The sequence below is a fragment of the Halolamina sp. CBA1230 genome (assembly GCF_002025255.2).
Taxonomy (GTDB): Archaea; Halobacteriota; Halobacteria; order Halobacteriales; family Haloferacaceae; genus Halolamina.
In genome coordinates, this window is sequence record NZ_CP054587.1 from 149,206 (window position 1) to 162,816 (window position 13,611).

Here is a 13,611-nt window from a genome sequence, read left to right on the forward strand (position 1 = left end):
TTACTGGAAGGTGAGTGAGTCGCGGAGCTGTTCGGCGGTCTCGAGCGCGCGTTCGGCGTTTTCGTCCGGACCGTTGGCCTCGGAGTCGACCACGGTCACGTGGCCCATCTTCCGCAGCGGCCGCGCCTCGCGCTTGCCGTACCAGTGGAGGCTGGCGTCCGGCGCATCGAGCACGGTCTCGACGCCCGAGAGGGTCGCCTCCTCGGGCGCCTGCACGTCACCCAGCACGTTCGACGACGCGGTCGGCGCGGCGCGCTCGACGGGGCCGAGCGGCCAGCCGAGCACGGCGCGGACGTGCTGCTCGAACTGCGAGGTCGCGGCGCCCTCGATCGTCCAGTGGCCCGAGTTGTGGGGACGCGGCGCGATCTCGTTGACGAGGATCTCCCCGTCCACGTCGAACAGTTCGACGCCGAACACGCCGCGGCCGTCGAGTTCGGCCAGCACGTCCGTGACGACGTCGCGGGCGCGCTCCCGCGTCGCGTCGTCGACACGCGGCGGCGACACCGTCCCGCGCAGGATCTCCTCGCGGTGGATCGTCTCCGTGATCGGGAACACGCGGGTCTCGTCGTCCGTCCCGCGAACGCCGATCGCGGCGAGCTCGCGGTCGAAGTCGAGCAGCTCCTCCGCGACCGCGTCGCCGCCGACGGTCGCCAGCGTTCGCTCGGCGGCGTCCGGGTCGGTCACTGGCTCGTTCCCGCGGCCGTCGTAGCCGCCCTCGCGGGCTTTCAGCATCGTCCCGCCGAAGCGGTCGACGGCGTTCTCGGCGGCGGCCGGACTGCCTGCAGGGACGAACTCCGGCACGGGGATGTCCGCGCCCGCGAGCATCTCCTTCTCCCGGAGCTTGTCGCCCGTGACCGCCAGCGTCTCGGGGTCGGGGTGAACGGGCGTCCCGGTCTCGGCGCGGACCTCCGCGAGCAGCTCGGGGTCGGCGGTCTCGATCTCGAAGGTGAGCACGTCCGCGCGTTCGGCGAGCTCGCGGACCGCGTCGGGGTCGTCGAGCTCGCCCTCGATCTGGTCGGCGACCCGCGCGGCCGGGCAGTCGGGTGTCGGGTCGAGCACGACCACGTCGACGCCCAGCGGCGACGCGGCCTCGGCGAGCATCCGGCCGAGCTGGCCGCCGCCGACGACGCCGAGCGTGGGTCCGGGCAGCGTGACGCTCATGCGCGACGCTTCCGGACGAGTGTGTATAAGGATTGCTGCATCGTGCTCGAGATAGACACGTTCGTGCTCACACGCTCGCCAGCGCGTCACGGTCGAGGAACACGACGATATCCTCGCCCCAGAGCTTGAAGCGGTGTTCGCGGACCGTATACCCGTCGAGCTCGGCCGCGACCTCGTTCCGTGCGTCGTCGTGGGCGATCACGACCGGCGGCGCGTCGGCGAGCGCCTCCTCAGGCGCCGTGTCCGGGTGGCTGGAACTGACGTTCGCGTCGGCGCGTTCGAGGTACCACGGGAGCGGCAGTCGGGAGTGCCAGGACGGCCCGCCCGGCGGCGGCTGGTCGAGGCTCGACTCGTTCGCGACGTGGAACTGCACCGCGCTCCCCGAGCCAGTGCCGTAGAACAGCACGTCCGTCCCCTCGTTCTCGGCGGCGATGGCAGCCACGTCGTCGACCGTATGCTGGAGGTCGTTCCCGGGCTGGGCCCACTGGAGCACCTGCTTGTCCTCCTGGTTCGCGCTGTTCCAGTAGTCGGCGTTCAGGCCGACCACGCCGACGCTGCCCGCCGAAAGCAGCAGCACCGCGACCAGCGCGGTCGTTCCCAGTTGGAGGCGTTCACCCCCGGCGACGCGTCCGAGCGCGTCGACGACCGACTCGTCTCGCGTGGTCAGCCCCCGTTCGACAGCGCCCACGAGTGCCGCAGTGCCGACCGCGGCCGGCACCGTCAGCGGCAGCACCGCGTGGGTGACGGCCCACGGCGCCTGGATGTCGGTCGCGATCGGGTAGCCGACGACGCTGGCGGCGGCCCAGTACAGACAGAACGAGACGAGCAGGCGACGGCGCGGTTCGTCGCGGTCCGTGAAGACGCCGTAGCCCTCCGCGAGCACGCCGATCACGGCGAAGGCGAGCACGACCGGCGCGCCGAACGCCAGCGTCTCCAGCGTGTCGTGGAAGAAGGCGAGGTAGGAGCGGTCGCCGCCGTCGCGCTCGAACCACGTCTCCACCAGTTCGGTCGCGGTGTCGACCAGCGCGGCGTCGAGCACGCCGAACAGGCTCCCGACCGACGAGAGCGCGCCCCAGATCTCGGGCCGTGGCGCGTACATCACCACCGTTACGGCGAGGAACGTCCCCGCAAGCGCCGCGAGCGCGCCCCCGAACCAGACGACAACCGGGAGCTCGCCCGAGCGGCGGTCGACCCACGCCTCGACCGCGGCGAGATCGGATCGAACGCGGCTCCACCCTCGCGATCCGTCGTCGGTCGCCGCGCGCACGAGTCGGTGGTCGTAGCACACCGCGGCGGCGCCGCCGAAGCAGGCCACGTAGAGGATCGCGTTCTCCTTGCTCGCGAACCCGAGCGCGAGCGCGGCGCTCGCGGCGACCGCGGGCGCGAGCCGGCGGGTGTCGAACGCCCGCACGAGCAGCGCGAACGCCGCGAACGCGAACGCGCCCACGAGCATGTCCGAGCGCATGAACCGCGAGTAGTAGAGCAGCAGCGGCTGGACGGTCAGCAGCGCGCCGAGCGCGACCATCTCGCGGTCGTCGAGGTGGCGCCGGAGCAGCCACGCCGTGAGGGGGAGCGCCGCGGTGACGACCGCGACGGGCACCCGCGCCCAGAAGTCGGTCGCCGGAACGACGTGGAACAGGAGCGCGTCGGCGTGCTGGACGAACGGGCCGTGGATGATCGGCCGGTAGTGGAACTGCCCGGTCTCGTGGTAGCGCAGGATCCAGTAGCCGACCCGGCCCTCGTCCCAGTGGAAGATCCGGCCGCCGAGATCGAACAGGCGGAGCGCGAGCGAGAGGGCGGCGAGAACGACAAGCGCGCCGAGCGTGCGACGACTCGCGCGGTCGGACTGGCTCGACCCCCGCGCCGTCGGTGACATGGCCGGGCGTTCCGCGGCGAGGTTTGAAGCTCTGTGGGTTTCAGGCCCAGCCGGTCGTGACTTCTCGGCTCAGTTGTCGCCCACCGTGATCACGGGCACCTCCGCCTGCCGGACGGTCTTCTCGGCGACGCTACCCAGCAGCACGCGGTCGAGCCCGTGGCGGCCGGTCGTCCCCATCACGACCGCGTCCAGCGCCTCCCGTTCGACGGTGCCGAGGATCTCGTCGTCGGGGTCGCCGGTCTCGACGTGAGTGGTTACGTTCTCGATCCCGCGTCGTTCGGCAGCTTCGACAACCTCGTCGACGGCTTCGCTCGAACTCGCCTCCTCGCCGCCGTCGAACGCGTCGGCGAGCAGCGAGTCGTCGGTCACCGTGAGGACGTGCACGTCGGCGTCGAGTTCAGCGGCGAAGTCGAGACCGTGTCGGGCCGCCCGGAGCGCCTCGTCGCTCCCGTCCGTGGGGAGCAGCATCCCCTCGTACGGGAACTCGAACCCCTCCTCCTCCAACGGGGCGGTGAGCACGGGCATCGGCGCCAGCCGGACCACCTTCCCGGTGACGCTGCCCAGCAGGTACCGGGAGAGCCCCTCGCGGCCGTGGGTCGGCATCGCGATCAAATCGTGGTCCTCGTGTTCGGCGTAGTCGACGATGGTCTTCGCGGGCGATCCCTGCTGGACGCTCGTGTCGTACTCGACACCCAGCGAGTCGAGCACGCCCGAGGCCTCGTCGACCACGTCCTCCCCCTCCCGGACCAGCGCATCGACCACGTCTCCCTCGCCGGAAACCGTCACGCTGTCCCGGCCGGTGTCCGCGACGTACAGCAGTTCGATGGTCGCGTCGTCCCAGTTGGCGAGCTCGGCGGCGTGGTAGAGCAGGCTGCTCTCGACGGCAGCCTCGTCGACGGGCAGGAGGATACTGTCGTACATGTCCCGGCGTTGGGGCGGGGGGTAAGTAAGCGCTGTTGCGGACGCCGGTCAGCCGTGACTCACGCCCTCGCGCTCGTCGGCGTCCTTCCGCCGGATCGCAGCCTGGGCGTTGCTGGCGTCGTAGCCGAAGAACACGTCGTTCCCGTAGCGCTCCGCGACCTCCGTCGCGTGGATCAGGTCGTCGACGTCCACCTCGACGGCGTACAGTTCGATCGAGAACGGCGTGCCGGCCTCGGGCGTCTCGGGCGACCAGCCCAGCAGGTCCTGAAAGCCCGAGGCGATCGTCTCCAGCCAGTACGTCGTCGCGTAGTGGATGTCGTACAGCGGGACGACGTACTCGTCGACGTACGCCGAGAGCATCGAGAGATCCAGCCCGGCCCGTTCGAACAGGTGGCCGGGATAGGGGTCGGGGTAGAGCGTGAGGTACGTTTTCCCGGGGATGCGCTCGCTCGCCTCGGCGACGAACTCGGTGATCACGCTCGCGCGCCAGTCGAACCGGTCGTCGTACTCGCTCTCTTCGAACAGCCGCTCACACCGATCGCACCGACAGTACTCCGCCCGCGGGAAGCCGACGTCGTCGAGGCGGACGTCCTCGTTGGCCGCGGCGCAGTCCGAAATCGTCTCCAGCAGCCCCTCGCGGTACTCCTCGTGGGTCGGGCAGATATACCCCCAGTCGAAGTAGGGCTGCTCGCGGGTCGCCTTGTTCCCCTCGTCGTCGACCGGGACGAGTTCGGGGCTCGACTTCCCGGCGGCGGTGTCGCCGAAACAGGACACCATGTTCACCGCGTTCGACAGCGGTTCGGCCGCCCGGCCGGTCACGTCCTTCACCTCGTAGAACCCGCGGTCGAACGCCGGCCACTCCACCTCCTCCTCGTTGCGCGTGACGACCCCGTACATGGTGGGAAAGAGGGCGCGGCGGCGGGTAAGTGGTTCGCTCCCGCCGGCCGCTCGTTTCGAAAAAGGCAGGTTACACGACCGCGGCATCACGTTCCGTGGCCGAGACACGGCGGTCTCGGCAGGTCACGCGCCGCGGTCGGCGTACAACACGATCGCGGCATCACGCTCCGTCGCCGAGGCACGGAGGCCTCGGCAGGTCACGCGCCGCGATCGGTGTTACTCCTCGGACTCGACTTCCACTTCGACGGGCTCTGCCTCGCTCCCGACGAGGAAGTAGACGAGCGTCACGAACGCGAGCACCAACAGCAGTTTGGCTTTCGTGGACATACGCGACCGTTCGGGCGTCCGCGACATAAAGCCGCCGACCCCGATTCAGAGCGATCGCCGGACGTAGTCGTCGACCGCCAGCGCCTCCTCGGGGCCGGAGGTGAAGAACCCGTCCCAGACGCCGTCGTCGTCCTGCACCGCGAGCAGCGCGAACGGGTCGGGTGTGCCGGGCTGCTCGGCCTCGGGGGGCCGGTAGATCACGAACCACGAGTCGCGGTAGTCCGGGGACTCGCCGGTGTGGACGGTCACCTCGAGCTCCGCCGACCAGTCGACGTCGCCGTCGTCGACGCCGTAGACGTGGGTGTCGACGTCGCTCTCGCCCAGGCGGCGGTAGACACGCTGGGTCCCCTGTTCGTCCACGATGCGGGAGAGTCGCTGGAACGAGGCGCGGTGGGTGCCGTCGTCGTGCGCCCACGCGGTCCGTTCGATCTGCCGGGAGACGGCGATCAACAGCAGCTTCTCCTTGTGGGAGCGTGGGAACCCCCGGAGCCGGAAGTTGACCCCTTCCAGTCCGCTGATCACGTCCGGGAGCTCGATCTCGTCGAGGCCGGTCGAGCCGGTGATGAACGCGTCGGAGTTGGTGAACAGCAGCGACGCCGAGACCGCGTCGAGCGGCGAGCGGGCGACCACGCTCCCCGTCCCGTCCAGCAGCAGCACGGTGTCGTCCGGGACGCCCTCGACGACGGCCTCGTCGACGCGCACCGACTGTCGCTCGAACACCCCCGCGAGCATCGACCGGAGCTGTTCGGGCTGACTCCGGTTCGCGAGCACGAGCGCCCGTTCGGCGCCCTCGTACCCGTCGACGAACCGCCGCAGCGACATGTTGGTTCCAGCGTTCGACGGTCGACAGTATATGCTCTTCGGCGGATCACTCCGGTAGTGTTCAGATAAGCTGGTTCCATGCGAAGGCGAACGCTTGAAGCCAATTTTCGACGGTGTTTGGTTCGGCGTGACTGAAACAGTTTGAGAACTGGTTGGTTCGTCGTTTTAGTTCTCGGAAGACACGTTCGACGCTGTTCCGATTACCGTGTTTCTCGTATCTGTAATCGAGGCCGTGTCGATGGAGTGCAGCTTTCAACCAGGCTGCAGAATCGACGAGAAAGAGTGCGTCATCAACGAGATGTTTGTCGCGGAGTTCAGCGAGGAACATCTCGGTAATCGCTTGATTTCTCGTCGGAGAGAGCTTGACGTGCAGCAAGCGGTTCGTTGCAGGATCGACTGCTGCGTACAGCCAGAACCGTTCGTCGTTGAGTTGGATCACGGTTTCGTCAACCGCGACGTGATCCGGGTTCGCACCGTCGAGGGGCTGTAGATCGGCCTTCTGCACCCAGTTGTGAACGGTCGTGCGACACCGTTCGACACCCAACATATCGAGAACCGAGATGGTATCCGAAAGTGATAGTCCAGCCAGATGGAGCCGGATACCGAGCTTCATCGCGGGCTCGGGTGTCGCCTCTCGCTCCAGAAAATCTAACTCGAAGCAGTCGCTACCTCCGTTGAGGCGGGCGATTTCGAGCATGAACCACTCAAAGATCGTCCCGCCTCACTCTTCATCCTTATCTGAACACCGCCGATCACTCCCGGGGCAAACGACTTGTCGACCGCCGCACGAACGACGGGTATGGCCCTCCAGCCGAACGCGTACACGGACGTTCTCCTCGGTCGTATCACCCTCGGCGTGTTCGCCGTGACGGGCGCGGCCGTCGCGCTCGCGGAGTGGGGGGTCCTCCCCCGGGAAGCGCTGCTCGTCGGCGCGCCCGCCATCGCCGCCGCGCTGCTGCTCGACACGTTCCTCTACAACGAGTTCCTGCTCGCCGGCGGCCCGCCGTGGCTCTGGGTCGAGATATACGCGTTCCTCTACGTGCAGGCGGTCGTCGTCGGTGCGGTCGGTCGCGGGCTCCGCATCTACTGGTCCGAGCCCGTGGAAGGCTGACTCCGATCGATCCGTCCTGCGACGGTCGGCTCCGCCGCGCTCACTCCGCCTCCAGCGCCGCGAGTATCGGCTCGAACTTCATCACGACCTCCTCCCACTCGGCCGCGGGGTCGCTGTCGGCGACGATGCCGTTGCCCCCGAACAGCGTCGCGCGTCGCCCCCCCGCGACGGCCGCCCGGATGGCGACCGCGAACTCCCCGTCGCCGTCGGCGTCGAACCACCCGACGGGGGAGGCGTACCACCCGCGTTCGAACGTCTCGGTCTCCCGGATCACGCGCTCCGCCGTCTCCGGCGGCATCCCACCCACGGCGGGCGTTGGGTGCAGCGCCTCGACGAGGTCGAGCACGTGTCGGTCGTCGTCGAGGTCGGCCTCGATCGGCGTGTGGAGATGCTGGACGGTCGCCAGCTTCCGGACGCCCTGTTCGCCGACGGACACCGCCCCCATCGGCGCGAGGTGGTCCTCGATCGCTTCCGCGACGAGCGCCTGCTCGTGCTGGAGCTTCTCGCTCGAACGCAGCGAGTCCGCGAGCGCGGCGTCCTCCTCGGGCGTCTCCCCGCGGGCGACCGTGCCCGCGAGCGCCTCCGTCCGGGCGTGCCGGCCGTCGAGGCGGACCAGCCGCTCGGGCGGGACGCCGAAGAAGCCCGCCTCGTCGGTCGGCTGGACCAGGAAGCGGAAGCAGTCGGGGTAGGAGCGCCGCAGCCGTTCGAGCGTGTCCGGGATGGTGACCGCCTCCTCCAGCGTGACCGCGAGCGCGACCGCCAGCACCACCTTCCGTAGCTCGCCGGCCTCGATGCGCTCGACCGCCGCCTCGATGCTTTCGGTCCACTCGGCCTCCGTCGTCGTCCGGCGGCTCGCGACCACGCCCGGCGGATCGCCCACGGGGCGCATCGCCGGCAGATCGGCGATATCCTCGGCGATACGGCCGATATCGTGTTCGAGCGCGTCCCTGTCGCCGTCGGCGCGGACGACCGTGAGCTGGGTGGCGTCGTCGGTGCGGACCAACTGTACTCGCGGGAGCACGAACGTCGCCGGCGGGAACCCCTCCCACGGCGACGCGGGCTCGTGGTCGTCGTGGAACGCGGCGCCGCCGAAGAAGCGGGGCCTGGCGGCGCCGTCGGGTATCGGCGCGTCGCCGAACGTCGCCTCGGCGGCGTCACGGACCGTCCCGAACCGTTCGCTTCCGTCGCCGTTCAGTCGGACGGCCTCGCCAGCGCCGACCACTTCCAGCCCGTCCGGGGCGGCCCAGTGGACACGGGGCGCTTCCCGACCGGCGAGGAACGCGCGGAACGAGGCGTCCGGCACCTCCCGGCTCTCGGCGACGAGCGTCGTCTCGGCCGGGTCGATGCCGGCCTGCCGCGGTGACTCCATCTGGCTCCCTTTCTCCCGGGTCGTCCCTAACTGTACCGCTCCTCGTTCCACGGGTTCGCGGAGTCGGAGTACCCCCGCTTCTCCCAGTAGCCCAGTTCGGGCTCGGTGAGGAACTCGACACCCTTCACCCACTTCGCGCCCTTGTAGGCGTACTTGTGCGGCGTGACTACCCGGAGGGGCCCGCCGTGCTCGGCGGGCAGGGGCTCGCCGTCGAACGCCCACGCGAACAGCACCTCTCGGCGGTTACAGTCCGCGAGCGGGAGGTCGGTCGTGTAGCCGTCGTGGGCGTGGAACATGACGTGCTCGGCCTCGTCCCGGACGCCGACCGCGTCGGCGAGTTCGGGGAACGGGAGCCCGGTGAACTCGCAGTCGAACTTCGACCAGCCGGTGACGCAGTGGAAGTCCTGGAGCTGGGTCTCGGGCGCGATGTCTTTGAACTCCGCGGCCGAGAACTCCCGCTCCGCCTCGACGGCGCCCGTGACGGTGAACGTCCAGTCGTCGTCGACGGCTGGCGTCTCCCCCTTCGAGAGCACCGGGAAGCTCTCGGTTTGCCGCTGGCCCGGCGGGAGGCGTTCGCCGCCGAACTCCTCGTGCAGCGCCGTCACGTCCGTAGGCATAGTCGAACACAGTGGACCCGTTCACCTATGGCTATCGGAATCGACGGGTCGCCGGCGATCGGACCCCCGCTCGGGAAACGGCTCGACGACACGTTCTCGCCGGGTGGCCCTCCGCCAACGAGCTTAAATACCCGCTCGGCCAAGCTCCTCTGACAGATGCCGAAGGTCGACCTCACCGTCCCCGAGCACCTCGAGATGCAGATCGCACAGCTCGTCGAGCAGGGCGAGTTCGTGGACCGAAACGAGGCCGTCGAGGAGCTGCTCTCGACGGGACTGAAAGCGTACAAGACCAGTGGCCCGATGGACGACGAGGAGCCCGAGTACGAGGAGGAGGGCATGATGGGCCACGAGGACGAGTACGTCTTCTAACCTCCTTTTTACGAGGCACGCCCGCACCGGGGAGCCGTGGCTGTCGCGTTCGCCCCGGTCCGTGTGAGGGATTCCCCAATAACGTTTAACCGCCGGAACCGCGTGGTTCGGGTATGCACAAGGACGAACTGCTCGAACTCCACGAACAGATGGTCATCATCATGGAGAACTTCCGGGATCGGGAGGACGTCGAGGACGGTACGTTCGACGAGTACGACCAGCTGGACGTCGACCCCTCCCACGTCCACAAATCCAAGAGCGAGCACAAACACGCCGTGTTCGTGCTGGGCAACGCGCTCGCGAGCGCGATGAGCGACGACGAGTTCTCCTCGGCCGGCCGGATCGGCAAGCGCATGCAGGAGCTCGCCGACGACGCCGAGAGCCGGCTGTAGATGGCCGAGCCGGCCCGGCTGGCTCGGGCCCGCGCGATTGCGGAGCTGCTGGACGCCGCGTTCACGCTCCCGATCGTCGGCGAGATCGGGTTCGACGGGATCGTCGGCCTCCTCCCGGTGGCCGGCGACTGGCTGATCGTCCTCCCGTCGACGTACATCGTCTACCAGGGGTACCGGCTGGGGGTGCCCAAACGTGTCTGCCTCTGGATGCTGCTGCTCGTCGCCGCCGAGGCCGTTCTCGGGAGCGTCCCGATCCTCGGCGACCTGTTCGACATCGCGTTCAAAGCCAACCGCCGGAACGTCGCCCGGATCGAACGGTACGTCGACGCCGACTGACCGCGGGACGGCAGGCGTTCACCCTCGAGAGGAACGTTTTTGCGAGTGAGGGGCGATCCGCGAGCCATGTCCTCACGCCGTGCCGGCCTCCGCGTCGCCCTCAACCGTCCCAGGGTTCTCGGCGTCGTCGCCGCGGCGTTCCTGCTCGAAGCGCTCCTCAGAGCGCCGCTGGCTGTCGTGAACCCGATCCTCGCGGTCGTCTGTCCACCGATCGCCGCCGTCCCGTTGCTCGGCGCCGCTGCACCCGCGTTCCGCATGGCGGTCGACGACCTCGAGACAGTCCCGGATTTACACCCCGAAACCCTCCGCGAACGGTTCGATCGACGCCTGCTCGCCGCGGCGGTCGTCGGCCACGCCGTCGCGCTTGCGCTCGGCGTCGCCGGCTTTCTGCTGATCGACACCCCGGTCCGCGCGACGGTGTACGCGCTCGGCGGCTCGGTCCCGCCGTTCGTCGTTCTGCTCGCGCCGCTACCCGGCGTCGCGGCCGCGATGATCGTCGCGTGGGGGCTGCTCGTGCCGGCGCTGTCGCGGCTGGCTGCCGGGGCGTCGACGGGGACAGCAGTTCGCGCGCCCTTGCGTGCGCTCGCTTCCCCCCGCGACCTCCTCGGATCGCTCTCGCTCCACGCCGCCTGTGGCCTGCTCGGCGCGGGCGTGTTCCTGACCGCGATGGTTCCTGTCACGAGACTCGTCGTCCAGCAGACGCCCGGGCATCCGGCCCCCGCGTTCGCGCTGACCGCGGGGCTGCTGACCGTGACTGCCGTGTTGCTGGGTGCGGTCGCGTACCCGGTTCAGGTCGCGCGGGCCGGATGGACTGCCTCCGTCGGCCCAGTGCCAGTCCGGCGGGTCGCACTCGCCGCGCTCGTCGTCTCCGGGCTCGTCGTCGGTGCGAGCGCGGTTCGTCTGACGGAGACGCGACCGACGCCCGACGCGGGCGTCGCCGACAACGCGGTCGATCTGCCCGCGGACGCGACGGCTGCCTACGCGACCGCCGTCGAGCGCACCAGCGCGGGCGACAGCCGCGTGGTCGCGGCGTACGACTCCGGGTTCCGTGCCGTCGCCGCGATCGACCGGGAGGAGCGTGCGTACCGGACGACCATCGACGACGCGGCAGGGAGAACCCACACCGCGTACGTCGACGCCGGCGTCGACTACTCCGCCGGCGTCAGGTGGGAACTGTACGCCCTCGGCGGGCGCGAAGTCGAGGAGCGATCCGTCCGCGCGGTGCCGGTGTACTGGCGCGTCGCCCCGGGGTACGACGTCAGCGGGGGGTTCGCCCCCCGCGTCCCCGCGACGACCGACGGGTGGCGGACCGTCGAGCGTGGGGACGGGACGATGACGGTCGAACTGACCGGCGGCGACGCCATCGCCCGCGCGACGGGGCTGCCACCCGCCGAGAACGGCAGCTACGAGGCGGCCTGGACGCGGATGCGGATCGACACTGACGAGGGGGTGCTGCTCGGCGGCGAGACACGGCTGAACGCGACCGGCGAGCGAGCGATCGACCGGCACGTCCGGTACGAGGTCCAGACCGGCGACGTGCGCGTCGAGCGCCCGGACGAGCTCGGTGACCGAACCCTCGGCGAGTGGCTCTGGACGCTGTTCGCGTACTGACGGCCCCGCAGTCGACCGATTTATGCCGGGGCACTCGCAACCGCCGCGCATGTCCTCCACCGGCGACCAACCGAGCGAACAGTTCCTCACGATGCTGGGTGTTGGCTCGGGCGTGATGCAGATCGTCGTGTTCACCGCGGTCGGCGTGATGACGCTCGACAGCGTCCCGTACGGTGTCGCGATCGGCGGCCTCTCCGGCCTCGGCACGTTCCTCTTCCTCCCGTGGTTCCTGAGTCTCTCGGCCGCCCAGGAGGAGGACGACGACGGGTTCGGCCCGGCGATGGAACGGATCTCCCGTGATACCGGCCCCGGCGTGTTCGGCCTGGGGCTGGAGATGGGGGCGATCGTCATGCTCGCCGTCGGGTTCGCCCGCGGGCCCGACCTCCTGCTGGGCGTCGCGATCGCCCTCGCGGTCGCCGTCGGCGTGTATCTGGTCGGCTCGTTCGTACTCGGCCGGCAGTCGTGACGGCGACATCGACGAGTACGAGCGCCGCGTCAAACGAACGGGGGTCTCGCTGATCGTGGCCGGGATGCTGCTCGCGCTCCCGCTGTCGCTGATACTCTCCGCGTGAAGTGATCTCGCTCCCCCGAAGCTAAACCCTCCCCGCGACAGGGACGACTATGGACGCCGCCCTCGTCAGCGAGAAAGTCGATCAGGCTCGCGCCGCCGTCGCCGACAGCGACGCCGACGCGTGGGTGATCTTCTGCCGGGAGACGACCGAGACCCGGGAGCCATCGCTCCCGTACGTGCTGGGGTTCGACGTCGTCTGGCCGACCGCGGTCGTGATCGGCCCCGAGGAGTCGACCGTGATCCTCGGCCGGCACGACGCCCCGACCGCGGAGGATCTCGGGGTCCACGAGGTCCGCCCGTACGACGAGTCGATCCGCGAGGACCTGCGGGACACGATCTCCCGGATGGACGCCGACCGGCTCGCGCTGAACTTCGACCGCGACGACCCCGTCGCCGACGGCCTGAGCCACGGGCTGTTCCTGAAGCTCGACGACCTGCTCCCGGACCGGGAGTTCGTCAGCGCGAGCGGGGTCGTCGCCGACGTGCGCGGGATCAAGTCCGAAACCGAGCACCGACGGATCGAGACAGCCGCGGACACGACGCTCGACCTCCTCCACGACGCCGCGGCGGAGTGGACCCCCGAGACGACCGAAGCCGAGCTGGCCGACTTCCTCCACGAACGGATGCGCGAGGCTGGATACGACAGCGCGTGGTCGTGGGAGTACTGCCCGACGGTCCACGCCGGCGGCGACGCCGAGGTGGGCCACACGCTCCCGGGCGACCGAACCGTCCCCGAGGGCGAACTGCTCCACGTCGACTTCGGCGTCGTCCGAAACGAGTACGCTGCGGATCTCCAGCGCGTCTGGGTTCGGGGCGAGCCGGCCGATGGGCTCGTCGAGGCGTTCGAGGACGTGCGCGCGGCCATCGACGCCGGGCGTGACGTGCTCGAACCCGGCGTCGTCGGCCACCGTGTCGACGCCCGCGCTCGCGCGGAACTGGTCGCGCGCGACCGTGACCTGTTCGACCACGCGCTCGGCCACCAGGTCGGCCGAACCGCCCACGACGGCGGTACGCTGCTGGGTCCCGAGTGGGACCGCTACGGCGAGGCCGTCGAGGGCGAGGTCCGCCCGGGCGAGGTGTACACGCTCGAACTCGGCCTCGACACCGAGTTGGGGTACGTCGGGCAGGAGGAGATGGTGCGCGTGACCGAGGACGGCACCGAGTTCGTGGTCGAGCCACAGACCGATCTCTGGCGACTGGACGAGTAGAGACCGTCGCCCACGCCGATGGG

15 protein-coding genes are annotated in these 13,611 nt (G+C 69.7%); 7 read left to right on the forward strand and 8 right to left on the reverse strand.

Annotation, left to right across the window (positions count from 1 at the left end; all coding sequences use genetic code 11):
* The 6 genes from B4589_RS00810 to B4589_RS00835 form a co-directional block, all read right to left on the reverse strand.
* Window positions 1-1,161, reverse strand: a complete 1,161-nt coding sequence (locus tag B4589_RS00810) for a 5-(carboxyamino)imidazole ribonucleotide synthase (RefSeq protein WP_079232470.1) — start codon at window positions 1,159-1,161, stop codon at window positions 1-3.
* Window positions 1,162-1,228: 67 nt separating this feature from the next.
* Entirely contained in the window at window positions 1,229-3,037 is a 1,809-nt protein-coding gene (locus B4589_RS00815) for a flippase activity-associated protein Agl23 (protein WP_079232471.1), read from the reverse strand.
* Between the two features lie 69 nt (window positions 3,038-3,106).
* Entirely contained in the window at window positions 3,107-3,958 is an 852-nt protein-coding gene (locus B4589_RS00820) for a universal stress protein (protein ID WP_079232472.1), read from the reverse strand.
* A 48-nt stretch (window positions 3,959-4,006) separates the two neighbouring features.
* Window positions 4,007-4,855, reverse strand: a complete 849-nt coding sequence (locus tag B4589_RS00825; RefSeq protein WP_079232473.1) for a hypothetical protein — start codon at window positions 4,853-4,855, stop codon at window positions 4,007-4,009.
* Window positions 4,856-5,227: 372 nt separating this feature from the next.
* Window positions 5,228-6,004 carry a DICT sensory domain-containing protein gene (locus B4589_RS00830; RefSeq protein WP_079232474.1) on the reverse strand — a complete coding sequence of 259 codons (777 nt, stop codon included), beginning with the start codon at window positions 6,002-6,004 and terminating at the stop codon, window positions 5,228-5,230.
* A 61-nt stretch (window positions 6,005-6,065) separates the two neighbouring features.
* Window positions 6,066-6,701 (reverse strand): IS6 family transposase, encoded by a 636-nt coding sequence (locus B4589_RS00835; protein WP_079232475.1) that lies wholly within the window; start codon window positions 6,699-6,701, stop codon window positions 6,066-6,068.
* Between the two features lie 102 nt (window positions 6,702-6,803).
* On the opposite strand from B4589_RS00835, the gene B4589_RS00840 reads away from it, so the two are divergent.
* The gene (locus B4589_RS00840; RefSeq protein ID WP_079232476.1) at window positions 6,804-7,115 is read left to right on the forward strand and encodes a hypothetical protein; all 312 of its coding nucleotides are present in this window, start codon (window positions 6,804-6,806) and stop codon (window positions 7,113-7,115) included.
* Window positions 7,116-7,155: 40 nt separating this feature from the next.
* On the opposite strand, the gene B4589_RS00845 is transcribed toward B4589_RS00840, so the two are convergent.
* Window positions 7,156-8,484, reverse strand: coding sequence for an isochorismate synthase MenF (locus B4589_RS00845; protein WP_079232477.1), 1,329 nt, complete (start codon window positions 8,482-8,484; stop codon window positions 7,156-7,158).
* Between the two features lie 26 nt (window positions 8,485-8,510).
* Entirely contained in the window at window positions 8,511-9,101 is a 591-nt protein-coding gene (locus tag B4589_RS00850) for a sulfite oxidase-like oxidoreductase (RefSeq protein ID WP_079232478.1), read from the reverse strand.
* Window positions 9,102-9,257: 156 nt separating this feature from the next.
* Here B4589_RS00850 and B4589_RS00855 point away from each other — a divergent pair, with 156 nt between their 5' ends.
* From B4589_RS00855 to B4589_RS00880, 6 genes are all read left to right on the forward strand, one after another.
* Window positions 9,258-9,470 carry a cell surface protein gene (locus B4589_RS00855; protein WP_053947743.1) on the forward strand — a complete coding sequence of 71 codons (213 nt, stop codon included), beginning with the start codon at window positions 9,258-9,260 and terminating at the stop codon, window positions 9,468-9,470.
* 113 nt (window positions 9,471-9,583) lie between these two features.
* On the forward strand, window positions 9,584-9,862 hold the full coding sequence (locus B4589_RS00860) for a UPF0058 family protein (RefSeq protein WP_079232479.1): 279 nt from the start codon (window positions 9,584-9,586) through the stop codon (window positions 9,860-9,862).
* Window positions 9,863-10,198, forward strand: a complete 336-nt coding sequence (locus tag B4589_RS00865) for a DUF4112 domain-containing protein (protein ID WP_079232480.1) — start codon at window positions 9,863-9,865, stop codon at window positions 10,196-10,198.
* A 66-nt stretch (window positions 10,199-10,264) separates the two neighbouring features.
* On the forward strand, window positions 10,265-11,809 hold the full coding sequence (locus B4589_RS00870; protein WP_079232481.1) for a hypothetical protein: 1,545 nt from the start codon (window positions 10,265-10,267) through the stop codon (window positions 11,807-11,809).
* Between the two features lie 49 nt (window positions 11,810-11,858).
* Window positions 11,859-12,275 carry a hypothetical protein gene (locus B4589_RS00875; RefSeq protein WP_079232482.1) on the forward strand — a complete coding sequence of 139 codons (417 nt, stop codon included), beginning with the start codon at window positions 11,859-11,861 and terminating at the stop codon, window positions 12,273-12,275.
* A gap of 155 nt (window positions 12,276-12,430) precedes the next feature.
* Window positions 12,431-13,588 (forward strand): M24 family metallopeptidase, encoded by a 1,158-nt coding sequence (locus B4589_RS00880; RefSeq protein ID WP_079232483.1) that lies wholly within the window; start codon window positions 12,431-12,433, stop codon window positions 13,586-13,588.
* The last annotated feature ends 23 nt before the right edge of the window (window positions 13,589-13,611 follow it).

Excerpts from the sequence above, each read along its gene's own strand:
- B4589_RS00810 (WP_079232470.1), bottom strand. The coding sequence starts at position 1,161 with ATGAGCGTCACGCTGCCCGGACCCACGCTCGGCGTCGTCGGCGGCGGC.
- B4589_RS00815 (WP_079232471.1), bottom strand. The coding sequence starts at position 3,037 with ATGTCACCGACGGCGCGGGGGTCGAGCCAGTCCGACCGCGCGAGTCGT.
- B4589_RS00820 (WP_079232472.1), bottom strand. The coding sequence starts at position 3,958 with ATGTACGACAGTATCCTCCTGCCCGTCGACGAGGCTGCCGTCGAGAGC.
- B4589_RS00825 (WP_079232473.1), bottom strand. The coding sequence starts at position 4,855 with ATGTACGGGGTCGTCACGCGCAACGAGGAGGAGGTGGAGTGGCCGGCG.
- B4589_RS00830 (WP_079232474.1), bottom strand. The coding sequence starts at position 6,004 with ATGTCGCTGCGGCGGTTCGTCGACGGGTACGAGGGCGCCGAACGGGCG.
- B4589_RS00835 (WP_079232475.1), bottom strand. The coding sequence starts at position 6,701 with ATGCTCGAAATCGCCCGCCTCAACGGAGGTAGCGACTGCTTCGAGTTA.
- B4589_RS00840 (WP_079232476.1), top strand. The coding sequence starts at position 6,804 with ATGGCCCTCCAGCCGAACGCGTACACGGACGTTCTCCTCGGTCGTATC.
- B4589_RS00845 (WP_079232477.1), bottom strand. The coding sequence starts at position 8,484 with ATGGAGTCACCGCGGCAGGCCGGCATCGACCCGGCCGAGACGACGCTC.
- B4589_RS00850 (WP_079232478.1), bottom strand. The coding sequence starts at position 9,101 with ATGCCTACGGACGTGACGGCGCTGCACGAGGAGTTCGGCGGCGAACGC.
- B4589_RS00855 (WP_053947743.1), top strand. The coding sequence starts at position 9,258 with ATGCCGAAGGTCGACCTCACCGTCCCCGAGCACCTCGAGATGCAGATC.
- B4589_RS00860 (WP_079232479.1), top strand. The coding sequence starts at position 9,584 with ATGCACAAGGACGAACTGCTCGAACTCCACGAACAGATGGTCATCATC.
- B4589_RS00865 (WP_079232480.1), top strand. The coding sequence starts at position 9,863 with ATGGCCGAGCCGGCCCGGCTGGCTCGGGCCCGCGCGATTGCGGAGCTG.
- B4589_RS00870 (WP_079232481.1), top strand. The coding sequence starts at position 10,265 with ATGTCCTCACGCCGTGCCGGCCTCCGCGTCGCCCTCAACCGTCCCAGG.
- B4589_RS00875 (WP_079232482.1), top strand. The coding sequence starts at position 11,859 with ATGTCCTCCACCGGCGACCAACCGAGCGAACAGTTCCTCACGATGCTG.
- B4589_RS00880 (WP_079232483.1), top strand. The coding sequence starts at position 12,431 with ATGGACGCCGCCCTCGTCAGCGAGAAAGTCGATCAGGCTCGCGCCGCC.